Origin of the sequence: Niastella sp. OAS944 (assembly GCA_024809215.1) — a bacterium.
Taxonomy (GTDB): Bacteria; Bacteroidota; Bacteroidia; order Chitinophagales; family Chitinophagaceae; genus Niastella.
On record JANUBW010000002.1, the window covers coordinates 347,724 to 372,054 of the forward strand.

Genomic DNA, 24,331 nt, shown 5'->3' on the forward strand with positions numbered 1-24,331 from the left:
AAAAAAATATTAAGCAGTTCTATTTTAATAAGCCAAGTGTTAATGCCTTCCATTGCAGGTTGGCTAAACCCAATTGGGCGCCTATATATACAAACCAGTTCCTTATCCTTGTTAATAAATTTGAGCTACTCCGATTGCTATGTTCGTTCCTGCCAAACACAGCAGCCATAATGGTTAGTTGTGTTCTATAAATGAGGAACGTTGATGTAGCCGGCCGGTCGAAAAAATGTGAAGGTGTTGTATCCTTCACTAATGGATTGGAGGAAGCCCTTACTGTAATGAATGTAAGTTGGCGCTCATCGTTAAGCATTTCGCCTACCTGTTGTACCTGTACCCAATCGGCGCCATCACCTTCGGGGTTATCGGGACCGGGAATATTTATTCGCAGGTAATCGCCTTTTTGCACAGTCCTGTTCACTGCATTGCCGCTTTCATCAAACAATTGAAAGGTAGCCGTTGGTTTACCGGCAAAATCATTCCATTTGTTTACATTACGTAAGCGGGTTGAAGCAATGGTGTAACATTCCTTTGCATGGGTATTGTTGCGGCATTCAAGCAGGCTATGGGTAAAAGAAGATTGCCCCGTTTTTTGTTCAGGTACAATATCTTTCAACCATTGATCTTTCAACGCTGTTTTTTCGCGCATGTTTGAATGCCGTTTAGTTGGGACGATACAATAAATAGTGTAATAAAAAAGTCTTGCCAGAGCTGGGCAACAGAGCAATGTGTATGATCAATCGGCAGTGAAATAGCCGCTGTGCTACTAATATAATACAACCCTATGAAGATAAAAAATAAAAGCCGGCATAATTACGATGCCGGCATTATGATCAATGAATAATTATTGAAAGATGGAGATAGTGCGCATTGGGATGGGTCTGGTTAGCCCAGGAAACCTTTTAACTTGTCAACAACCGACCCGCCGCCCGCAAACAGGGATTTCAGGTCCTGGAGGTCAACATCGCCGTCTCCGTCTTTGTCGAGCCCGCCTTTAAGTTTGTTTATCAGGCTCTGGATGTTCATGCCCGATGTTTTACCACCGCTAAGTTGATTGAAGATCTGTTGTACGTCGAAGCTGTTGTCGGCGGGATTTGCCGTTTTTTGCGCAAACTGGTTCATTACGTTCGGGATGAGGTTATTGGCAACACCAGCCGCCTGGCTGCCATTGAGCCCGAACTGTGTTTGGAGTTTTTCCATAAAATTGCCTGTAGCCTGCTGTACCACGGGTTGGTCTGCAGTAGCCTGGCCATTGGCAAATAAATGCATTACATCAGTAATTTGACCGCCCGCCAGTGCATTCTTAAGCGTATCCACAATGGAACTGCCTGCAGCCTGTACGGCTTCATCGTTCTTTTGATTGGGAATTGCAGGATTGTTGATGATGGCATCCCCGGCCTGCTGCTTAACGAGGTTAAATAGATTGTCCAGCATAAACACTCTTTTATTTGGTTATAAACAAATAGTGCTACGGGCCGGACTTTTATACGGGATTGTTAACAGGGGTTGGGTAAGTATAACCGAAAGTCAGCTGTTTACGAGGAGGCTAAGATATGTTATTTATTTAATTCATACATTATTTTACCGGTGCATAAATTTCCTACGCTATGGCAGGCTCTTCATTCCAAATCTCAATTTGAACGTAATATCCGATATCGAAGTAACGTACAATTTTCCGGGCAAACTCTTGTAAGACATCACATTCCTGAGAAATGGGGCATACTTCAAAGTAATGTTCATCTGCTTTTACAACCTGGAATAATGTGTCGGTGCTGAGATCGCGACGAGAAGTGTTGAAACGGATCTTATCTCCTTGGATAACCCGTTGGGTGTTGGCAAGTGATTTCCACATGGTACTGGATTTTAGATTAATGTTGAAATTTAATTATTAGGTATAACAAATGCAATGGTTCCGCTTATATTTTTTTAAACCACATAGGACAAAACCATTTTCCTGTCCTTTGGAATTGATTTGTGCCTATGTGGAATAATACGGAGGATACAGACAGGGCTGGTAAACGTATATTTACCCGGCCTGCTCCGCCCAATTAGTTAAAGTCCCGGATTTTTACGAAATGATTGTTGGGGTCAACATAATAGTAGCCCAGCTTTACAACTGAATCAACTTTGTAAGGCTTTTCTTCAGGGATAGCCAGTTCATTTTTCTTGACGGTAAGGAATACCCATTTGTCAACAAACTGACTTAAGAAAAAATGTTGCTGAGTGTCGGACCCGCGGTAAAGAATGCTGTTGGTGTTAGCTTTGGCTGTGTCTTTATTGTACCATTGTTGCACCTCCTGTACTGTCCATACACTTTTTTGTACCTGGTAGCCGGCAGTGCACGACGCGAAAACAGCCATTATGCAAATGGCAATAGGGACATTCATTTTCATTGGTAATGGATTAGAAATTTTATACTTTCTGCAAAGTATGGCTTCTTGGGAGCAAAAACAATACCAGACATTGAAAAAAAACGTATGTATTACATTATGTTTTAGACTGTAGTAGGGTTACTTCGAATAACCACGAAGGAGAGTAAGAAAATTAGCGATTATGCAATTGCGGGATTTGGATATTTAGGGATTTAGCGATGTATCGGAGGGCCTGCATTAAATGAAATCTCAACATCTCAAAATCCCGAAATCAGCAATAAAAAAGGTGGGCCGTCTGCCGACTGGCAAACAACTCACCTTGCTTAAATCAGAGCTTAAACGTATAAACTTTTACCAGCCAGCATTCTGCATGGCGGTTCTTTCTTCTGCGGTTAAAGGCCTTCCAGCGGTTTTAATAGTTTCCAGGAAGGTTTGCGGCAGCGGGCGCAGGTAATCTTTATTGGCCTGGGGTTTTGCTGCAGCATTGAAAACATTACAACGCTTAACCAGCGTTCTGGTGCGGGTCAGGTCTTCCCAGCGAAACATCTCACCCATCAATTCACGTGAACGTTCATTCAGGATGAAGTTCAGGAATTTATCTGCATCGCTTCCAACCTCCAGCACGTTATAAAAGTCGCGGGTAGAGTTTAATATATCTGCCGCGCTGTTGAGGTGCATACTGGCAAGTGTGCTGGCTGTTGTTACCGCCATATTATTATTCGATTCGTAATAGGTGTTCTTGTCGCTATACGACACAAATGCCGCGGTATTGGCAGCCGTGTTGTTCTTGTATGATACCCCACCGTCAACATAAGCGCTGCGGTCTTCGCCGGCTTTATAAGCAGCCCGGTCGCGCACGGCATTTATAAAGGGCAGCGCATCGGTATACTGTCCTTTACGGCCATACGCTTCAGCAACCATCAAATAGGTATCGGCCAAACGGGCCAGTATACCATCGCGGCGGCCAAACTGGTTGGCAACGTCGGCTCTTGAGCCATCGGCAAACTTCGATAAGCCAACAAAACGGCTCCCTGTGTAATTTCCATGATTGCTCAGATAGTCCTGCGTTTGACCAACAAAATAACGTACGAACATATGTGGCCTGCGGCGCTTAAGTGTATCTACCGTATACCTGTTATCACCTGCGTCGTTTACAATATACAGGATAGAGGTATCGCCACCGGCGAACTTCTGTTTACCTATCTCGCCCGGCGGTGCAAAGGCTGTATCCCATATAGGCGCACCTTTCGGATTATTGCACAGGTATCGTGTCTTAAAACTTTTCCAGAAACGTGAATCATTTACCCGGTCATACACATCCATGGCATAGTCGGTTGAACGCAGCCGTTGAAACTCGCGGCCACCGGGAATATCGCGCACCATGCCCGGCAGGGTTTGATAAATACTGAGGTAGTATAAATGCATCTGGTTGCCATAACGGCCCTGAGTAGTTGTGTTATTGCTGAACTGGGCACTCAAAATGATCTCGGCGTTTGTTTCATTGGCTCCATCGGGCCCGGTGTATTCCCAAAGGTCCTTGAAATTAGTAGCCAGTTTATGACCGCTGCTTGTGATCACCTCATTGCCGTATTTGATCACATTGTCGAGGTCAGCGGCTTTGGTAGCGCTGTTCCAGCTGCTGTTCACTTCGCTGGCGCGGAACAGGTAAATTTTGGCCAGGTAATGGGCAGCGGCCCATTTGGTGATGCGGCCCCGTTGCGCAACTGTAGTAGGCAACAGGTCATAAGCCTGTTTCATATCACTTATAATTTGATCATACACTTCCTGCACGCTGGCGCGGGTATATTCGAACTCAACACTTTCAGACTGCTTCAATTTCAATGGCACTCCGCCATACTGATTTACGAGCTTGAAATAATTAAACGCCCGCATAAAATAGCCTTCACCTAAACGAACGTTCTTGTTAGGCCCTTCGGCATAAAACTTTGGCACATTCTCAATAAGGATGTTTGCCGAGTTGATAGCGCCATACATGTTATCCCAAACTGTTCTTACATCTGTAGTTGTGGAGTTCAGGTTCTGGCCGTATGAATTCCACATTTCCATTACAGGGTCGCCACCTACGGTAAATTCATCAACACCATAGTTGGTGCTGGCGTAAGCCCACTCATAGTTAAAATGAAACCGAAGACTTTGGTACATACCGGTAGCCAGTCCATCTAACCCTACTTGTGTTTCATAATCCTGGGTACTTCTTGAAGTGATAAGCTCTTCATCGAGAAATGATCTTTTACAGGCCCCTGCCGTTAGCAACAGGGCTATAGCACTGGCAGGTATCAATATTTTGGACAAATTCATATGTAAGTATTAAATCGTTAGTAATTAAAAGCCGGCATTCACACCAAATACAAAACCTCTGTTCCAGGTTGAACCACCCAGGTCCGGATCTATCCAGTCGACCCTTGAGTATATTAAACCCGGGTTCATAGCCTGTGCGTATAGGCGGCAGTTTTTCATTTTCAGCCTGTCTATAACACCTTTCGGCATTCTGTACGACAGGGAGATATTCCTGATCTTCACAAATGAACCATCCTGGTAATTCAGGGCAGTACGGCGGGCATCGCCTGTAGCGTTGGCATAGTTAGGCGCAGGGTATCTGGCGCCGGTATTGGAAGGCGTCCAGTAATCTACTACCCGTTGTGCATAACGGCCCTGCAATGATTCGGCGCCGCTTTCAACAGTGAAGCCCCAGCGAGCGAAAACGAATACATTCAAACTCCAGTTTTTATAATTAAACTCGTTGGTAATACCCCCATTCCATTTGGGTTGCGCTCTTCCAACAATTACATAATCATTATTGGCATCTACTTTATAATCGCCATTCAGGTCTTTCGCTTTGATCATACCCGGTGTGGTTGTCCACTTTTCCCAGGCCAAACCCGGGTTCCAGTTCTTTTGCAGTTCATCCTTTTCGCTCTCCTGCCAAATGCCTTCGTACTGATAATCGTAAAATATGTTAAGCGGTTTGCCAATAAACCAACGGTTACTACGGTCATCGTTCTTACCATAGGCCGTTTCAACTACGCGGTCGCGAGTGGCAGAAAAATTGATCGTTGAGTTCCAGGTGAAATCCGGCAGTTGTAAATTCACTGTGTTCAGGCTCACGTCGATACCGCGGTTAGCAGTTACTCCCACATTGTCGAGCGATTGTGTATAGCCCGAAATGGAAGGGATCAAACGCAACATCAGCAAGTCTTTTGTTCTTGAAGTATACAGGTCAACGGTACCATCGATCCTTCCATTCAGCACCCGAAAATCGATACCTACGTTTGCCTGGGTGGTACGTTCCCATTTCAAAGTTTTGTTAGGCAGTGATACCGGGTTGGCCGATGAAGGGTCTGATGATACATAACCGGCATCTACTGCACTGCCCCAGGTATAGTACAGGGTTTGCAAGGCACCTTTTGTAGTATAAGGGTTAACAGTGGCATTACCTACACTACCTACCCCTGCGCGTAACTTCAATGAGCTAAGCCAACTCACCGATTGCATAAAAGGTTCTTCGCTCACGCGCCATGCAAGTGAAGCGGCAGGGAATACATCCCACTTGTGACCTTCAGCCAACTGTGAAGCGCCATCCCCGCGGGTATATACATCAAGGTAATATTTACCTTTGTACGAATAATTGAGACGGCCCATATAGCTAAGCAGCGATCTTTCCGTTAAACCTGAGCTATAGGCATCGGGGGTTCCTACAGAGTTCAGCGCATACCATTTCTGGCTGCTCCAGGGCAGCTTTGAAGCCGTAATGCTTGAAGTTTCTTCCCGTATTTTGGTTGAACTGTACAGGAAACTGGCGCCGAAGTCGTGACCGCCACCCAACGATTTGTTATAAGTAAGTAAATGGTCGAGCGTCCATGCAAAACTGTTATCCTGGTTTAATTGAGCATAATTGCTTGAGCCGGGTTGACCACTACCCCGGTTGATTGACATGGAATCCTGGTAGCGTCCATTATAAAAGTTATTGTAATCGGGCCCAAAGCTTACCCGGTAACGCAAACCGTTGATGGGCGTGAAATCAATATGGAACGCGCCCAGGCCACGCAGGTTTTTGCGTAGGTTGATATTATAATTTTCTTCGCCTATGGGGCTATTGATATTAATATCGCCACCTGGTAAATTTATACGTTTACCGTCATTGTCGTACGGTACGGCAAAAGGCAACATACCAGCCGCTGCTGCGTACAATGAACCGGGACCGGTTGCGCTACCGCTTGAGAACCCATAATTCTGCAAACCATAGGTAGCGGTTATGCTTGTTCCCATACTGAACCACTTTAATGGCGTAATCTCTATATTGAACTTAGAAGAATAACGAGTATAGTCCTGACCAAGCTGAGTACCCTTTTGCTTCAGATACCCGAACGATGCATAGGCCCTAATTTTATCGGAACCACCGCTAATACTAATGGTATGATCGTTGGTTATGCCGGTTTGTTTTACCAGGCTGCGCCAGTCGGTTGTATTTACCAGGCTGCCATCCCAGCTACCGTTTGCCCAGCCTTTCTTTACGTTTTCCCAGGCGTAGGTATCGGTACCAAAAAGCCGCTGATCGTCTGTTATCGTTGGCGCATCGGGGTATGTTGCAGATGCAATAGCTTTGGGATCGAGGTACTTTGCCCGGCGATAGGCATCACGACGGAGCTCAATATATTGCCCGGCGTTCATGAGGTCCATCCGGTCCTGAATATCTTCAACAGTAAGTGTTCCTACATAGTCGAGGTTGATAGTTCCTTTCTTACCTTTTTTAGTGGTAATAAGTACTACCCCATTTGCGCCTCTCGATCCGTAAATGGCCGTGGCAGATGCATCTTTCAATACGTCGATGGTCTCAATATCATTTGGGTTTATAGCACCCACATTACCCTGGTTGCCAAAGTTGAGTGGAATACCATCAACTACATACAATGGGTCATTGGCGCGTTGAGTAAGAGTAGAGGCTAAAGAACGAACGCCTCTGATGAGCACCTTGCCCATTTCCCCCGGGCGCTCGTTAGAAGTGATGTCGATACCGGCTGCTTTGCCCTGTAATGCCTGCATGGCATTGGTTACCGGCCGCGAGCGGATATCTTCTGCATTTATACTTACGATAGAACTGGTTACTTCACTTTTTTTACGGGTACCATAACCCACTACCACTACCTGGTCTAAGGAGTTTTCAATTTCCTGTAGTGTAACAACAAGTGATAAGGAAGCGCCTGCCTTCAGCGTATAACCATTCATGTTCTGTGCTTTATAACTTACTACAGAAAATGAAAAATTGTACGGCCCGCCCGCCTGCAGGTTGTTGAACGAAAATACGCCTGCCGTATCGGTAGTGGTACCGGCCATAAAATTTGTTTCAGCGTTCCGTACAACCACGGTAACATTTGGCAATGGTAAATTCTTTTCATTGGAAACAACGCCGGTGACCGTACTGGTCTTTTGCTGGGCGTTGGCTTGCGAAAGCATTAGTAGTTGACATAGAATGATTAGGGGCAATACAATGGCCCTGGATTTAACAATCGTTAATCTCATATAGCGTGCAATTTTTAAATAAAACGGTCCTATTGCCAGGGCAGGAAGCAGTTTCTCCTATCCTGGGCACCGTATAAAAAAATTTTGATGGTCTAAATCAGGTAAATGGTAATGATGTCCTTACTGATGGATTATATAAATATGATCCTCTCTGGTATATTTTAGTTTATTCGCCTTGGTTATTAAGTTCAATATCGTTGCTATAGAATCTGTTGTTTTAAATTGCCCTACAAAATATTTCTTCTGCACATCTTTTTCATCGTACAAAATGGTTACGTTATACACCGCAGCCAAATGATCAAACACCTTCGACAGGGCCTGGTTATTGTACATATGCCACGAGCCTTTGGCATTTACCGGCAAAGAAGGATTGTCGGCAGCCATTTGTTCTTTGGCTGTTTGGTTTTGACCGGTTTTGAAACTTCTTACCAGTGTTTTGTCGGGCCCGTAAACAAACTCCTCACCGGGTATCAGGAACACATCGTTCTTCATTAAACTGTTGCCCTGTTCAGTTGGTTTAATAACCACCTTACCTTCATACAGCCTTACCAACAATTGTGGTTTGTGAGCAAAAGCAGTAACCGTAAATTCAGTACCCAGCGCCGTGGTAGCAATTGCTCCGCTTTCAACAGTGAAAGGTTTTGTAACATCTTTTGCTACTCTGAATAACGCTTTGCCAATTAGTTTTATATTCCTGCGCACAAATGGTTTTTCAAAAATGAGCTCACTGTTATTGAACAGCACTACCACCGAACCATCGGCCAGTTTTATATTCTTTTCTTTTCCGGTTGTATTTATTTCATGTTGTAATACCGGTTTTACAACTTCGTCCTTACTATTATCAGTCTTGGTAATTACTTCGGGCATATTGCTGCCGGTAAAAAAGTAATTCCAGCCTAAAGCGATGACCAGCACTGCGGCAACGGCTGCTGCCACCATTCCTATTCTGCGATAAATGACCCGCTTGAACTGTACACGCTCCTCTTCTGCATATTCATCGAGGGTAACAACTTTCGTTTCCCTTGCGGCAATGTGTTGTTTAAAAACATCCCATTCAGCTTCTTCATTCACCTGCTGCGTAAGCTTTATTGCCGTAAGCTGCCAGGCTTCTTTTATATCATTAAAATAGCGCCGGTTCTCCTCACTTGCTTTGATCCATTCAACAATAAGCGAATCTTCTTCTTCACTCAGTTCATTTACCAGGTATTTTACTATCAGCTCCTTCATTTGATTATTTCGTTCCATTGCACTAACAATTGATACGACTCAGCAAGGACTTACCCTTACAGGTTTTTTAAAAAAATGTTATTTATTTAAAAGCATAGTGAGAATCAATGCGATAATGATGCTGGAAAGGTAGGCACCCAGCTTTTCACGCAACTTCACCAGCGCCCTGCTCATCTGGGTCTCTACCGTTTTAATGGAAATGTTCAACTGTTCGGCTATTTGGGCATACTTCAAACCCTCAAAACGGCTCATTTCAAAAATGCGACGCATTTGTTCGGGCAACTCAGCAATGGCGGCATCTATATCGGCCTGCAATTGTTTTATATCAACCTGATCAAAACCATTTACTTCAGCCTCCTCAGGTACCGTTTGTAAAACAAACTGAACATATTGCTGCCGCACCTTCTGGTGTTTTAATATATCGAGCACATTATTGGTGATGATCTTGTACAGGTACGATTTTGGCGAAATGCCGGCGGTGAGGTTTTGCCGGGCGTCCCATAGTTTTATAAACCCGGTGTGTACTACTTCTTTGGCCGTTTGCAGGTCGAGGCTGAATTTAAACTGGCAGTACGCACAAAGGGACAAGAAGTGCTTTTTGAAGAACTCCTCAAAGGAAGCACCGTCAAGCAGCCAATCGTCAAAATATTCCCCTTCCCGCTTATTCTCAGGTGAGTTAAAGTTCATTCGCAAGTCTGGTTACAGGAACAAATTAACTTAAAAAGCACCTCTCTGACAAAAAAGTGTCATATGTACCTAATAGAAGGAGTTGACGGGTTAACGGGTTGACGAGGGTTTCTGTGCAGCAGGTTGATAGTTGAAAAGATGATAAAGGTGATGGAGTTGATAGAGGGTTTCTGTGCAGCGGGTTGACTAAGGGTTGGCGAGATGACGAGAGTTTCCTCTGTGCTGCGGTTTGAGTAATTGGTTACATGTTGACAGGGATTGGGGCCAGAATGAGGCGTGAATAACAGGACCTGGCAGGGACATAACAGGGACCTCACAGGGACCTCGCAAGGGCAAAATCCCTGTTAAGTCCTTATGAGGTCCTTGAAAGCTCCGTAGTAATTCCTTGTTATACTTTGTTACTCCTGCTTTTTTCCTGAAGTAATACCCGTGTTGGTTAGCCCGGTACAAGTGGTAGCACCCATTTTGGTGATGGGAGTTGCCCCAGGATTCACCGGCAATCCGTTGGCTTCCCTTATAAGTTGAAAAATATGATCGGGCCTAATCACTATATAATTAGCGTTGAGCGAAGCGGCCACATTTTTGAAATTGGTAGGCTTTATGTCTGTCCAGGGTTGGGCCTGAATGATCACAAAACGCGGCTGGGCGCCGTTCCAACCGGCAGAAGCAGTGGCAATATGGTCTTTCATGGCCTGTTCGCTGGTGCAGTAGTTACAGGAGAGCGCCATACCGGGCAAACTGTTATTATAAATGGTTAACCCGCCGCCGGTATTTTGAGCAGTTAATCCAAGCAGGGTTGGCGCATTGGCAGCAAATGATTGCCCAACGTTTTGATTGATGCCGCCTGTAATGGTATTCCAAATGGTGATCACCTTAAAACCTGCCCGCTTGTTGTAGTTTTCTGTTTTGGCAACAAACTGGTCGAGCAGGCTCTGGTTAGGAAAACTGTTTGGGTAAGCATACCCATAACCCGATGGGCCAGAGATGAGGTTATCGTTATTGGTAGCCGTTTGCGAATAAAAGTTAAGCGCACCGGGCATAGCATCGAGCATGGCAGGCGAAAGTGTCCAGCCCATGGGCACCGAGCCACGGTCGGCATTGTTCCAAAGCTTGCGCATCAGGTGCTCTATATATTGCAGGTTATCGCCATCGCTCAGGATAAATGCAACATAGATCTTGTTTTGCAAGGCTGGCTTTGGCGGCGGCTGTTTCAGGTTCACCGTTCTGCTTGTACCGCTATGTACTGTAAGATTAGCGCACCAGTCGCTGGCAATGGTGGCAATACCATATTGCGATGCTCTTTGCACCCCGGGCGCTTCTTCGGGCCACCAGCCCATTACATTTGAACCTGAAGGCATAGATGACAAAAAGCTGTTCAGCAAAGTGCTTTCTGCTGCAACATTGGGATCGAGCCAAATAACGGCGGCACCCAACGCAGTAGCATATTCGCGTAAGGCGGCTTTATGAACTTCGGGGTTCAGGCCTATCAACAACCGGTGATCGATATTGGGCCAATACGTGTTATATAGAGTTTGGTATACCTGTAATTTGCTGGTAAACTGCCCACGCAGATCGAGCAACACGGGTAAATTGTAAGGCGCAGTGGTGAGTTTTGTTGAAAGCGCTGGTGAAGCAATTAATGCGTTCTTACTTTTAGCCAGCATAGTGGCCAGGTTTACGGTATGTATTTGATTGGGATCGTAAATGATGAGGCCCGAAAGCTCATTGCGGTATTTGGTGATGAGGGTCCATTTGTCGGTAACCTCTGTATAGCTTAGGCCCAGCGACTGCAACCAGGTATATGGCCCTTCGGCAAATGCATCGCCTTCATAAGAAAAAATGCGGGGCTGGGTTTTGTTAACAATGCCCTTGAGGGAAGCAAACAAGTACATTTCGGCAGAAGTATTGTTTTGTTGTACTGCTACCCAGTCGACCTTGGTATAAGCAGTACCCCGCCAGTATACCCGTAACTCAATAGACTGATTATTAGCCGGCATGGTAAAAGCCAGCGTGAAATTGGTATACGCTGAAGCAATGGGAAATTGCTGGCGCGTAATGGTACGGCTGGCCAATATAGCACCGGTAGTAGCATTCCTGACATCGAGATCAACAACCGGATCGTTATTAGCCGTGTTGTTATCGATCTTCATTCTAAACTCTGCCACATTAGGTCCCGATGGAATGCTGGCATCGTAGGGACCATAGATCATGTGATCGTTGGCAGCATCGATACCCGTTTGGCAAAGCCAGCCATCGGTTTCGAGGCGGCCGGTCTTATGACTGAGATATGGCCCCTCGCCTTCCCAACGTGTTGATGATTCGCGTAATGTGATGAGGTCCTGCGTTTGCGCTGCTGCAGGAAAAGAAGGCAACAACTGACCGGCAGGCCAGTTTATTTGGGCCGCTGCCAATGTAGGCAGCAATGCACATATGGCTACGTTTCGTAGTACAGCAATCGGTTTGGTCATAGAAAAAAGTTTAATGTAAATAAGTGTACTACGAATTTCGTTGTTTAGCAGGCTCGATGGGCAGCGTGTTCTATTTTGAAACGCAGGGAATAGGTTTGAAACAGATTGAATAAGTAGAAGAAAGTTGATACGTTGATAAAGGTGATAGAGGTGATAGAGGACCCTATACCTGAGATCCATGACTAATAGCTAAGCTCGCTAATCTTAAACCTGTATTCCCTTTATCAACCATATCAACTCTATCAACTTTTCAACTCTGCAAACAATCTCCTCTCCTCCTCTACTTCTGCAGGAGAAAAACTCACCAACAATTTCTCAGCCGCTTTAATCAATTCGGTAAAGCGAGCTGTGTCACTCAGCCGCTGCGCTACATCGGCACGCAATAACAATACCTTTAGCAAATTCAAAGGATCACTTTCTTCGGCATTAGTAAGCGCTTTATCAAGCGTTCGTGCTGCCATTTCAAAATCACCATGCGAATCGGCCAGGCGGCTTCCCAATTCATAGGCCTTTGCCAATGGCGTGCCCGTCACCGGTGCTTTATTGTTTTCAGTAAAGATCAGGCTGTCTGTTTTTGTAATAGGTTGCCCGATCCTGATATAATTACCACTGCAATCAACTATAATGAACTGCCTTACGCCATAGGCCGGAATATCTTTTAACGGGTTAATGCGTGGAACTCCTTTCAGCGGTACTTTGTTATATAAGGATTTAAGACCGGCCCGGCAGGTTTCATAAAGCACATCGATGTTTGTAACATACAGGTAACAGGTACTGTAATTCTCCGCCGGTTTCAATTGCTTCATGGCAAAGAAATGCACCTCAATGCCACTTAAGCTGAACCCGATATAATTATTAGGCACCTTTTGCTTATAGGTTACTATAGCGCCTAATGCTTTGTAAAAAGTTTCTGTTTCGTTTATACTTATGCATGGCAATAATGGAAGGGCGTAGTGTGGTGTCTTTACTAGAGTCATGGAGTAAAGTTCATGATCTGCCTTCACCTGAGATTGTACGGAAGCGACATTGTTAGTTAACACGTTGATAAAGGTGATAGAGTTGATAGAGGAATCTTATAATTGAGAAGCCTGATTAATTGTCAGACTCGCTAATCTTATAACAATATTCACTGTATTGCCTCCATCAACTATATCAACTCTATCAACTTTTCAACTCTGTATTGCCTTATCACCTATATACCTATTCAACCTACTTGTTAACCTGTTAACTTGTCAACCTGTCAACTCTGTATTACCTTTATCAACTATATCAACTCTATCAACTTATCAACTTTAGATAACCACCAGGCGCCATACCGGTAAACTCTTTAAAATGGCGGTTCAAATGGCTCTGGTCGTAATAACCATGTTCAAGCGCCATACTTGTGAGGTTTTGCGGAACATTACCTGTGCAACATCCCAACTGTTCTATCATATTTTCAAAACGCGCTATCTTAAAAAATGCCTTTGCCGAAAAACCTGTGAGGTATTTAAAATGCCGCTCAAACTGCCGTTGCGAAAGATTCACCTGGCTGCACAGCTCACCTACAGACAAGCCTGTTTTATGCATTGTGGTAATGAACACCTCGAACCTGTTTAAGGTTGCCAACCTGTTTTGAATTTGCGATTCAAGAAAACCAGAAATGATGGCCACTCTTTTTTCAAATGTACTGGCCTGCCGTATTTCGTCATCCAGTTCTTTACCACGATTGTTCAGTAAAGAAGAAATATCCGCATATTGATTGGTTAGCTCCGTTGCCGGAAGATCAAAAAGCAGCGGTATAGCGTGGGCATATAAACGAACACCGAAAATAGCATTGGTAGTATCGGTTGAGGTATATTGTTTACAGCTGTTTGATTGCCCGTAAAAACAAGCTGCAGGCAGCTTTACCTGTTGTCCGTATATGTTATTGGTTGAATAGTTACCTGCATAACAAAAAAGCCATTCTACTTTACTTGTTGCAATGGCATGGTATGTATGGGTTTGGTGTTGGCCCATGATTAACTCCCCTTCCCAAAAACAGGAAACATAATTGCGCAGGCCGGGTGTGGGAAGTGCTGTTTGGTACATGGGGCTAAGGTAAGAATAAGTAAATATTTAACTGCTTATTGTCATTTACCGCTTGCCTGGTACCCATCGATTCCTGTATCTTGTATGCCAAACATTCCTCCCAATGAAAAAAATACTGTTAGCAGCCATACTGATCACGGCATTTGGCATTGGCCGTTCTCAAACAGTAAAATACCGCAACCTGGTAATGGAAGGTGCCGGCGTGAAGGGGTTTGCTTATGCAGGCGCTATTCAGGTGCTCGACAGTATGGGCATATTAAAGGACATTCAACGGGTAGCAGGGACCTCTGTTGGGGCCATTCAGGGCGCCCTGGTTGCGGTTGGTTACTCTTCCAATGAAATTATTGAGCTCACGTCCCATATTCCTTTAAAACAATTCAACGATGGCGCCTGGATGCTTGCGGGCGGTATAAGCCGGCTGCGTAAACAATTCGGGTGGTATAAAGGTGAAAAAATAGCCAAATGGATTGAAGATCTGATTGAAGCCAAAACCGGTAACGGCCAAATCACCTTTGCAGAACTACATGCACAAAGTGCCGAAAAGGGTTACAAAGACCTGTATATAACAGGTACCGACCTTACCTATCAAATGTTGCGGGTGTTCTCTTATGAAAATTATCCCAATATGCGCATCTGCGATGCAGTGCGTATTTCATTATCAATACCCTTGTATTACCGTGCTGTATTAATGGACGATGAGGGTAAAATTTACGACAGGCCCGATGGCAAACAACTATTGCATGTTATGGTAGACGGTGGCGTACTGAGTAATTACCCATTATTCCTATTCGATTCAACCAAGTATATAAACAGCAATATTCCTATTGCCGGTTCTTTTACCGAAAACCCCGAAACACTGGGTTTGCTAATGGAAATACCTCAACAGATCCAATACAATACGCAACAGCCAGGCATTTATCCGTTTGCCATTTATAGCATGAACGATTATTTAAAAGCCCTGTACCATACACTTATTGATAAAGCCAACCCGGAAGTAACACATCCTAACAGTTTGCGCAGGACCATTGCCATTGATAACCTGAATATGTCGGGGCGGGTACGCAAGTTGCCTAAGAAAACAATAATGGCGCTGGTTGAAAATGGAAGAGCAGGAGCCAGAAAGTTCTTCACTCCTGCTCCTGCTCTGTAAAAGGGACTTTTAATTTTTCACTAACTTATACACCTTGCCGGTATTACCCTGTGGGCCGGCGTTTGATGAAACAGTTATATATACTTCACCATCTTCATCCTGGCCAAAGCCGCGGAGGAAATAGCCGAGATCATAGGTATGGCTGGCAAGCGAAATTGGTTTATATTCCCAGGAGCCGGTATTGTCCCAGTTTGTTGGTGTTGCTATAAACAATTGTCCATCGGGGGTAGTTGCTGTTTGCGAAAAGGTGCCAAAAATATATTTGCCCTGCCATTCTTTTATGGCTTCGCCGCGATAAACATATCCACCTATAATTGTAGTGGCTTTTCCACCAGCCGGGTTCTTCCAGTTGTTTAGCTCAATTACGGGATTGAGTAACCTTTTGCCTCTGTCATCAACATCGGGGCAGCCAGCCAATTCCTTTGTATTGTCAGCGGCATTAAAGCAATGCCTGCCTTCTCTAACATTCCAACCATAATTACCGCCTTTTTTAACAACATCGATCTCTTCCCATAACGACTGGCCGGCATCACCTGCAATTAACTCTTTCGATTCGCCCATATCGAACGACATACGATAAGGATTGCGGAAGCCAAATGCCCAGATCTCATCGAGACCAGGTTTGCCTACAAAAGGATTTGCTGGCGGAATTCCATACGGCGATGCGACGTCAATATCAATACACAGGATCTTACCCAGAAAATTGGCTTCAAGGTTCTGTGCATTGCCACCGGCATTGGGCGTATACCAGTCGTCGAAATGACCCGGCCCCACATCGTTAGCGCCACCGCCATCGCCAACGGCTATATACAGGTAATTATCATGACCAAACGCCAGCGAGCCCCCATTGTGGTTACCTTGCGGATCGTCCCACTCCAGGATCACTTTTTCAGAATTGGGGTCAGCCCTTATTGCGTCGGGTATAACATTGAATTCAGAAACACGGCTCAGGTTATTCCAGGTAGCGCCCGGTACGGGACCGCCGGCGCGGGGTGGCAACTGATAGTAAATAAAAAAGCGCCCATTGGTCTTAAAGTCTTTGTGAAAAGCAAGCCCCAGTAAACCCCGTTCATCACCATCTGGATTAAGCGATACTATTTTGCTGCTAATGTCGAGAAAAGGAGTTGGATTTTTATATCCGTCCTTGTCAATGGTCCATATTTTACCAATTTGGTCAACTACATAAAGCCGTTGGCTGGCGTTTGAAGAAACCAGTTGAATAGGCGATACAAAATCCTCTGCTACTAATTGCATATCCAGGGTCCTTAGATCATGCGAAATAGACTTTTGGCAACTTTGTATCAACAATACACTTAATACAACTAATACGCCTGGTTGTAAAAATTTAAACGTGGCACGGCTGGCGTTAGCGGGTAGATTAACTTTCATACTCGAATTAATTTGGTTGATAAATCGATCGCGACAATCAAGAGCATACCATTTCATGAAAGCATCTTTTTACAAAGGTGAGCACATAGCTTTCAATAAGGTTTTACACCATAGATAAAATGGACCAGTATCGGCCTAAAAGGAAATGAATTAACACTTTAAAATTGAAAGTCTTTAGGGGCGCACAAATCAAAAAGAAGATGTAAAGTGGAGTATTCAGAAGATGTTGGAAAAAGGAAGTCCTGTTATTTGTAATAAAGATAGAATGTTTTTTTCAATGATTACATTAAAATCTAATTTGAAATTCGGCCAATATCGTTGTGGCATTTTTTTTCTCTAAAAAAGGTATTATCTTAAACCGCGAATTAATCCGTGTCAGCATTTAACCCTAAGAATTTTGTGGTTTTCCCCAAACCATTTAACCCCTAGCCGATGTTCAGATCTGTAGCAGTCTGTCTATTATTTATTCTATGCTTTCTAACCAAAGGCTATACGCAATCGTCTTGTCCGCCCAATCTTGATTTTGAGGACGGCAACTTTTCGGGATGGCAATGTTTTGTTGGTAGCACCGATACCATCGACGGTAAAAACCGGATGTTGCTTAGTCCCTCGGACCCCACGCCTGGCAGGCACACGATCATCACTGCTACCGATATGCCCGAACTTGATTATTTTGGTAAGTTTCCCAGGTTATGTCCCTATGGCGGCAATTATTCGGTAAAATTGGGAAATGAACAAACCGGCTCCCAGGCCGAAGGACTTTCGTACACGTTTCAGGTACCTACTACCGTCGATACGTTTACATTCACCTATTTTTATGCAGTAGTTTTTCAGAACCCGCAACACGCGCTGCCCGAACAGCCCCGTTTTTTTGTGACGGCTTATGATGTGGGAACAGGCGATCTTATTAACTGCGCTTCTTTCGATTATGTTTCAACTTCCGGGCTGCCCGGTTTTAAACAATCTACGATGGACCCCGAGGTATTGTTTAAGGGGTGGACCCCCACTTCGCTGCAATTTGCCGGTTTGGGCGGCCATACCGTTCGCCTTGAGTTCCGTACGGCCGATTGTACCCGTACCGGTCATTTTGGCTATGCCTATCTTGATATCGCCAGCGCCTGCTCAAACATTTTGGCTACAGCGCCTTATTGTATAGAGACCAATTCACTCATTCTCGACGCGCCATTTGGCTTTCAAAGCTATACCTGGTATAATTCAGATTTTTCACAAATAATAGGTTCTGGCCAGTCAATGACTATCAGTCCGCCCCCGGCCACCCAGGGTGTTTTTTACGTTGATGTAATACCGTATCCCGGTTTTGGGTGCCGCGACACCTTACAGGCGTATGTAAAACCAATGCCGGTACCCGATACCCCCGACGCCAAAATACTGATAGATTATTGCCAGTTTTCAACCTCAACGCCATTAACGGCCAAAGCTATGCCTGGCCATACCTTACTTTGGTACACAAGTAATGTGGGTGGAATTGGCGATGGTACGGCACCCGTACCATCAACAGCCAGCCCGGGAACCACTAAATGGTATGTTTCGCAAAAAGCCCTGTTTGGCTGTGAAGGTTTCAGGCGTGAAATTACGGTACAAATTTCCCCCACCCCGGCTGCTTCATTTAACATAAACAGTAACACAAGACAATGCCAGGTAGGTAACAGCTTTAGTTTCAAAAGCACTTCAACCAACCTCAACAGCCCTTCGTATACCTGGGACTTTGGTGACGGGCAAACCCAAACATCACCCAATACCTCGGCTGTGTACAGCTACCCGAACTTTGGCTTTTTTAATGTATCGCTCACTACCATGAACGCCAATGGCTGTGCAAGCGTAAGCAAACAACCGGTAACGGTAATACCTAAACCAATAGCAGCCTTCTCTTTTCCAACGCCGATCTGTGAAAATAAAACACCCATCGTTTTAACTGACCTGTCTTCGGTTCAAACGGGTTTTTCTACTATAAATAAATGGTGGTGGAATGTAAATGGTACTATTATACAAAGCAAAACGATACCCGTGAATATAGCCCCGCCCGCAGGCCCTTATCCGGTAAGGCTTGCAGTATCTACTGTAGAGGGCTGTAAGTCAGATACCAATACCACTGTTTTAAATGTGCACTATAATCCGAAAGCAGCATTTGATGTAGGTGATCTTATGTGTAATAATGAGGTCATTAAACTTACCGACAGATCTTATTTTGCACCCGGCGCCAGTGGCGAAACCGTATCAAAATGGTATTGGACCTATGATAATACCATTACTACAACACCTCAAAACCCCAGGGCCTTTTTTACTGCGGGCACCCATAAGGTGAAGTTTATTTCTGAAAGCGCCGCGGGTTGTAAAAGCGAAGCAGCAGAACGTAGTTTTGAAATATACCCAAAACCAATTGTAAAACTCGATATTTCAGATTCCTGTATTTATGTGCCCGTTACCATTTCGGCAACCGACCTGGTGGGTAATGTGGTAGATTACAAATGGTATTTAAAAGGGGCTGTAAAAGAACCAGGAAGTTTTACCAGCATTACAAAAACATACACTACTGCAGGCGAAAGGCCCTTCACCTTATATACGTTTACCGACAAAGGATGTAAGGATACTATTTACCGGCCATTCTATTTGTACACCAATAACTCTTTTGCGGGCGAAGATACCCTGGCGGCATTTATGGAGCCGGTGCAATTGGATGCAAAGGGTGAACCCAATATGAAATATGTTTGGTCACCGGCTACCGGCCTCAACCATTGGGATATTGAAAAGCCCATTGCCACCCTCGACCACGACCAGCGTTACTTCCTGTACTCGGTAAGTGCGCAGGGCTGTAAAAAGCAATCACAAATACTGGTGAAGCGTTTTGCAGGGCCCGACTTATATGTTCCCAATGCGTTTACGCCCGATAACAACGGCATTAACGACAGGTTAAAAGTGAAACCGGTGGGTTATAGGTCGTTTAGTTATTTTGCGGTATATAACCGTTGGGGACAACTGGTTTTTCGCACAACGAATTTTAACGAAGGCTGGGATGGAACGGTCAAAGGCCAGAAAGCCGAAGCCGGCACCTATGTGTATGTGGCATCGGCCATCGATTACAAAGGCCGGCCATTGAACAGAAAGGGAACTGTGATACTGCTGAGATAAAAGAAATAAGAAATAAGAAGTAGGAAGTAGGAAAAACCCGATACACGAGGCTCGTGATCATTTGCGCTTTTGGAATTTCAAGCTCTTCATACTTCTTATTTCCTACTTCTTATTTCACATCTTTATTCTACCAACCCTCATTTTTGAAGTTCGCCTTTTCATATACATAGGCATATATTCATTTTTTTTGCCGGACTTTACAAGTTTTGTATATTTTCGTAACAATACGAAGCAAATTATTATATGAAAGCACTTGCATTATTTATTTCGGTACTATTTACCGTAGCTGGCTACTCCCAAAAGACCATCAACAATTACAAGTATGTACTGGTACCCGAAAGGTTTGGCATTTTTAAAACAGATAACCAGTATGGCATGAATACCATGACCAAATTGCTGCTGGAAGATAAAGGCTTTACTGTTTATATGGATAATTCAGAATTACCAACCCATTTAGCCGGTAACAAGTGTAACGCCCTGAAAGCGGAACTGGAAGACAAAAAAGGATTCTTTGTAACCACTGTGATCCTGATCTTAAAAGACTGCCAGGGTAATGTGGTTTTCAAAAGCAAGGAAGGAAAAAGCAGGGAAAAAGAATGGCCAACAGCATACGATGAGGCGCTGAGAGATGCTTATTCCTCGCTTAAAAACACCCCGTACAAATACGATAGCACTACCGAGGCGCCAGCCCAACAGGTTGCTGCGGCTGCACCGGCTCAGATAACACCACAGCCTACTACCCCTGCACCCGCCCCTGCTGTAGCAGTTACCGATGCCACCGGCATTTTATATGCACAGCCTACAGCCAATGGCTTTCAGTTAATTGACACTACGCCTAAAAAAGTATTGACCCTGCTGAAAACAAGTGTGCAGGACCATTTTATTGCAGAAGGCGCCAATGGCGTGGTGTTTAAGAAAGACGGTGAATGGATCTTTGAATACTATAAAGACGGCAAACTGGTTTCGCAGAAACTCAACATCAAGTTTTAATCCTACTACAAAATATGAAAACGACGAGCTTTATTATTATTGCACTGGCGCTATTAACTTCATGCGGCTCACAACCTGAAAAAACAGAGAAACAATCCAACACGCAGGAGAAGGCAAAAGAAGAGATCCCTATGACGTGTTATCAGTATGCAAGCCAGGGCGACACGGTTTCCCTGAAACTGGTACACCTGGGGGATTCTTATTCCGGATCGCTGGTTTATTTATTTAAGGAGAAAGACAGGAACATGGGAACTATTCAGGGCGTTATGAGGGGAGATATCCTGGTGGCTGATTATACCTTTAATTCGGAAGGAACAAAGTCGATCAGGCAGGTGGCATTCAAAAAAGTGGGCAATACGTATGTTGAAGGTTATGGCGAATCTGTTGAGGAGAATGGCGCTATGAAATTCAAAGATATTACATCCCTCAATTTTGGTTCTTCAATAGTATTGCAGGAAATAGCGTGTCAGTAATTACTTACACTATGTTATAAAAAAGCCTTTCCTGTTCGCGGGGAAGGCTTTTTTAATGAGATCTTTAACAGTTAGGATTAATACCAATAAATAACTTTGGTCCTTATCCCAAACTGTAATGAAACTAACTCTGCTTTATTTATTGCTCTTTGTTTTTAACTTACCAAAACAACCGATCCCGCAACCAGACATAAATTTTACACTGGAGTATGTATGCATTGGGTTTGGGTCTAACATGTGGAAAATGCAACCGATCTTCAGGATAAAGGGAACAAAATTCGTTTATACATCAGAAGAAGTTTGGCGAATGCCAGACCAAACAGAAATCAAAAGAGACACGTTGTTAAAGGGTGATTTCAGGCCATCAGCAATTGATTCAATAAAAAATCTTATTAACCCAATCAAAGACTCAGTTATTGATAAAGCCAATCTCCTAATCATGAGCGGTGTTGCCATCAGTATTCGTATAGATACTGATGAAAAGAAAATGGTATTCAACCTACATAATGCACCAGATACTACAGCTAAAAAAATTGTAGACATTATCAATTCGCATATTCCTGTGGAACATAGAAAACTACCCATATTTTATTATGAAAGAAGTCGCAGAAAAAACAAACCTACTTCAACATCTTCTTACTAACCCCCTCAAAAGTTATTTTCACCGGTTTAATGAAACCTTTTTCATCAAACTCCATTTTTTCAATACAGGTTACGCGATGGTTGCCATCTGTTTCGCCTAACGGACGGCGATGGTAAACAATATACCATTCATTGCTATTGGGATATTGAAGCACCGAATGGTGGCCGGCGCCGGTTGCCACGGCCGCATCCTGTTGCAGCACGGTGCCAATACGCTCAAATGGGCCAAACGGTGAATCGCCAATGGCATAGGCTACGCGGTAATCGGGGCCCGTCCAGCCACCCTCGCTCCACATAAAATAATATTTATTGTTACGCATAAACATAATGGGCCCTTCTACATAACCCTTAGGTGTTATTTCGCGAAAAGTGCTGCCATCCTCAAACGGCATAAAGCCCGTAAAATCGGCTTTTAGTTTAGTGATGTTGCAATGCCCCCAACCGCCATAGATCATGTAATACTGCCCGTCTTTATCCTTAAACACAAACTGATCGATGGGTTGGGCCTTGTTCACAATTTTATCGAGCAGGGGTTTACCCAGGTAGTCTTTGAACGGCCCTTCGGGTTTGCCGGCTACCGCTACGCCAATACCGCCGGGCTGTTGTTCGTTTTGAATATCATTGGCGGCAAAGAACAAAAAGTACCTGCCGTCTTTATGAACAATAGCCGGCGCCCACATGGCCCGCTTTGCCCATTTAATGGCGGCGGTATCAATAATGCGTTCGTGTTTCGTCCAGTTTACCAGGTCTTTCGACGAAAAGGCATCCATAAACACCTGTTGGTTATAAGGCGCCGAATAGGTTGGATAGATCCAATATTGTTTGTTGAAGATGGCCCCCTCAGGGTCGGCATACCAACCTGGGAAAACGGGATTGCCAGAGGTCTGTTTGTGGCTGTTTTGTTGCGCCTTTCCGGTTCCGCCAATGATGGCTAAGAACAATGTGGGATATAATAGTTTTTTCATGATCTAATTTTGTAGCCAGGTTTTGTAATCTGCATCTTGTTTAATATCCTGAAAATCGCCAAAATCGGGCAATTGCGTCAATACCGTCTTTACGATCACATATGCATCTTCCTTCCGTTCCAGTTTTAAAAGTATCCTTACCTGTGTATCGTATAGAAAATAATGGTCTGGTATTTCAATAAGGGTAAGGCCTTGCTGTAAGCTATTAAGCGCCTGTTCTAACTCATTGGTACCAGTAGCCGCTTCGGCCATATTCCAGGCAACGGAGTTACAGCACGCTCTTATAATATCTTTGTAATAGGGTAATTCGGTTGCGACCGGAACCAGGGAAAGCGTATACCGCGATTGATCAACGATCAGCTTCCTAAGCTCATTCAATTCATTTGGGGTATAGTGCTGACTGCAGTAGGCTTTAAGGTAAACATAAGCCCTGGATTTCAGGTAATGGGTGTTTAGAAAAACGTGATCGTCTGCCACCTTGCCCGAGGTAAACCAGGTAAGTACCTCATTGTACAGTTCAACCGCCTTTAGCAAACTTTCTTTATTGTTGTACTTTTTAAAGAACTGCCCCGCCTGCTGAAAGGTGGCCAGCATAGCTGCCTGGTTAGCCTTTTGTTGTTCAGCTGCGTCAAAAGCGTCTTTATCGTATGGCAGATGCGGCGTGTATTTATTGCGGTACGATCCATCGCCCATACTCTTAACCAGCATTTCGATATGTTCAGCAAAAGTTGTGGCCACCATTCTTACCTCAGCGCCATCGTCGAAATACGAAACAACGTCAACAGTATTGCCGTTTTTTCGAAAAGCGTAAAAATCGAACCGGTCGGGCAGATCGAACTTTTGAAATACGACCACATTACCACTCCATTCTCCTTCGGCATCGAGCACAAACTCCATATCTTCTGCAATTTCCCAGGGGGCAAGCATATCGCACATCGTTCGGTCTGTGTTTACATTTCTAAACCCCATCAAACCATAAGTAGAAATGAATGTGGAATATTCCTCGGGAAATGTAAAGTCAAATTTTTCCTCTACGGCTCTTATTTGCTCCATAGCCATAGGTTCGGTAAACTCAATAAGCAAGCCCCGGTCATTGGTGTCATTTTCAAAGTTGCGGATCGCATCGATCATTTTACTCATAGGTATAAACAAAAATATAGTTTTAGCAAAGCTTTCGGAAATAAGATCGTTAAATTAGCAAAGTCCCGGAATAATC

The 24,331-nt window shown here is 44.3% G+C and carries 19 protein-coding genes; 5 read left to right on the forward strand and 14 right to left on the reverse strand.

Annotated features, from left to right (window positions below; genetic code table 11):
- Nucleotides 1–19 precede the first annotated feature (19 nt).
- From GGD38_RS12025 to GGD38_RS12075, 11 genes are all read right to left on the reverse strand, one after another.
- Complete coding sequence (locus GGD38_RS12025; protein ID WP_375300606.1) at nucleotides 20–646, reverse strand: hypothetical protein; 627 nt, start codon at nucleotides 644–646, stop codon at nucleotides 20–22.
- Nucleotides 647–882: 236 nt separating this feature from the next.
- Nucleotides 883–1,431, reverse strand: coding sequence for a hypothetical protein (locus GGD38_RS12030; RefSeq protein ID WP_375300605.1), 549 nt, complete (start codon nucleotides 1,429–1,431; stop codon nucleotides 883–885).
- A 166-nt stretch (nucleotides 1,432–1,597) separates the two neighbouring features.
- The gene (locus GGD38_RS12035; protein ID WP_375300604.1) at nucleotides 1,598–1,849 is read right to left on the reverse strand and encodes a hypothetical protein; all 252 of its coding nucleotides are present in this window, start codon (nucleotides 1,847–1,849) and stop codon (nucleotides 1,598–1,600) included.
- A 196-nt stretch (nucleotides 1,850–2,045) separates the two neighbouring features.
- The gene (locus tag GGD38_RS12040; RefSeq protein ID WP_375300603.1) at nucleotides 2,046–2,390 is read right to left on the reverse strand and encodes a hypothetical protein; all 345 of its coding nucleotides are present in this window, start codon (nucleotides 2,388–2,390) and stop codon (nucleotides 2,046–2,048) included.
- A 330-nt stretch (nucleotides 2,391–2,720) separates the two neighbouring features.
- Nucleotides 2,721–4,688 (reverse strand): RagB/SusD family nutrient uptake outer membrane protein, encoded by a 1,968-nt coding sequence (locus GGD38_RS12045; RefSeq protein WP_375300602.1) that lies wholly within the window; start codon nucleotides 4,686–4,688, stop codon nucleotides 2,721–2,723.
- 24 nt (nucleotides 4,689–4,712) lie between these two features.
- Entirely contained in the window at nucleotides 4,713–7,907 is a 3,195-nt protein-coding gene (locus GGD38_RS12050) for a SusC/RagA family TonB-linked outer membrane protein (protein WP_375300601.1), read from the reverse strand.
- A gap of 120 nt (nucleotides 7,908–8,027) precedes the next feature.
- Nucleotides 8,028–9,152: a FecR family protein gene (locus GGD38_RS12055; RefSeq protein ID WP_375300600.1), complete on the reverse strand. Its 1,125-nt coding sequence runs from the start codon at nucleotides 9,150–9,152 to the stop codon at nucleotides 8,028–8,030.
- Nucleotides 9,153–9,212: 60 nt separating this feature from the next.
- Complete coding sequence (locus GGD38_RS12060) at nucleotides 9,213–9,821, reverse strand: RNA polymerase sigma-70 factor (protein ID WP_375300599.1); 609 nt, start codon at nucleotides 9,819–9,821, stop codon at nucleotides 9,213–9,215.
- A gap of 398 nt (nucleotides 9,822–10,219) precedes the next feature.
- Nucleotides 10,220–12,289, reverse strand: coding sequence for a hypothetical protein (locus GGD38_RS12065; RefSeq protein WP_375300598.1), 2,070 nt, complete (start codon nucleotides 12,287–12,289; stop codon nucleotides 10,220–10,222).
- A gap of 242 nt (nucleotides 12,290–12,531) precedes the next feature.
- Nucleotides 12,532–13,266, reverse strand: coding sequence for a bleomycin resistance protein (locus GGD38_RS12070; RefSeq protein ID WP_375300597.1), 735 nt, complete (start codon nucleotides 13,264–13,266; stop codon nucleotides 12,532–12,534).
- A 301-nt stretch (nucleotides 13,267–13,567) separates the two neighbouring features.
- The gene (locus GGD38_RS12075) at nucleotides 13,568–14,359 is read right to left on the reverse strand and encodes a DUF6597 domain-containing transcriptional factor (RefSeq protein WP_375300596.1); all 792 of its coding nucleotides are present in this window, start codon (nucleotides 14,357–14,359) and stop codon (nucleotides 13,568–13,570) included.
- A 103-nt stretch (nucleotides 14,360–14,462) separates the two neighbouring features.
- Here GGD38_RS12075 and GGD38_RS12080 point away from each other — a divergent pair, with 103 nt between their 5' ends.
- Nucleotides 14,463–15,509, forward strand: coding sequence for a patatin-like phospholipase family protein (locus GGD38_RS12080; RefSeq protein ID WP_375300595.1), 1,047 nt, complete (start codon nucleotides 14,463–14,465; stop codon nucleotides 15,507–15,509).
- A 9-nt stretch (nucleotides 15,510–15,518) separates the two neighbouring features.
- Here GGD38_RS12080 and GGD38_RS12085 read toward each other — a convergent pair whose 3' ends face one another.
- A complete protein-coding gene (locus tag GGD38_RS12085) occupies nucleotides 15,519–16,898 on the reverse strand; it encodes a PQQ-dependent sugar dehydrogenase (protein ID WP_375303820.1) in 1,380 nt (459 codons plus the stop codon).
- A gap of 432 nt (nucleotides 16,899–17,330) precedes the next feature.
- Here GGD38_RS12085 and GGD38_RS12090 point away from each other — a divergent pair, with 432 nt between their 5' ends.
- The 4 genes from GGD38_RS12090 (at nucleotide 17,331) to GGD38_RS12105 (ending at nucleotide 22,151) form a co-directional block, all read left to right on the forward strand.
- A complete protein-coding gene (locus GGD38_RS12090; RefSeq protein ID WP_375300592.1) occupies nucleotides 17,331–20,045 on the forward strand; it encodes a PKD domain-containing protein in 2,715 nt (904 codons plus the stop codon).
- Between the two features lie 243 nt (nucleotides 20,046–20,288).
- A complete protein-coding gene (locus GGD38_RS12095) occupies nucleotides 20,289–21,035 on the forward strand; it encodes a hypothetical protein (RefSeq protein WP_375300591.1) in 747 nt (248 codons plus the stop codon).
- 14 nt (nucleotides 21,036–21,049) lie between these two features.
- Nucleotides 21,050–21,508, forward strand: a complete 459-nt coding sequence (locus GGD38_RS12100) for a hypothetical protein (protein WP_375300590.1) — start codon at nucleotides 21,050–21,052, stop codon at nucleotides 21,506–21,508.
- Nucleotides 21,509–21,626: 118 nt separating this feature from the next.
- The gene (locus GGD38_RS12105; RefSeq protein WP_375300589.1) at nucleotides 21,627–22,151 is read left to right on the forward strand and encodes a hypothetical protein; all 525 of its coding nucleotides are present in this window, start codon (nucleotides 21,627–21,629) and stop codon (nucleotides 22,149–22,151) included.
- Here GGD38_RS12105 and GGD38_RS12110 read toward each other — a convergent pair.
- The gene (locus GGD38_RS12110; RefSeq protein ID WP_375300588.1) at nucleotides 22,129–23,115 is read right to left on the reverse strand and encodes a glycoside hydrolase family 43 protein; all 987 of its coding nucleotides are present in this window, start codon (nucleotides 23,113–23,115) and stop codon (nucleotides 22,129–22,131) included. The two genes, GGD38_RS12105 and GGD38_RS12110, sit on opposite strands and share 23 nt — an antisense overlap.
- A 3-nt stretch (nucleotides 23,116–23,118) precedes the next feature.
- A complete protein-coding gene (locus GGD38_RS12115; RefSeq protein WP_375300587.1) occupies nucleotides 23,119–24,255 on the reverse strand; it encodes an SMI1/KNR4 family protein in 1,137 nt (378 codons plus the stop codon).
- Nucleotides 24,256–24,331 lie beyond the last annotated feature (76 nt).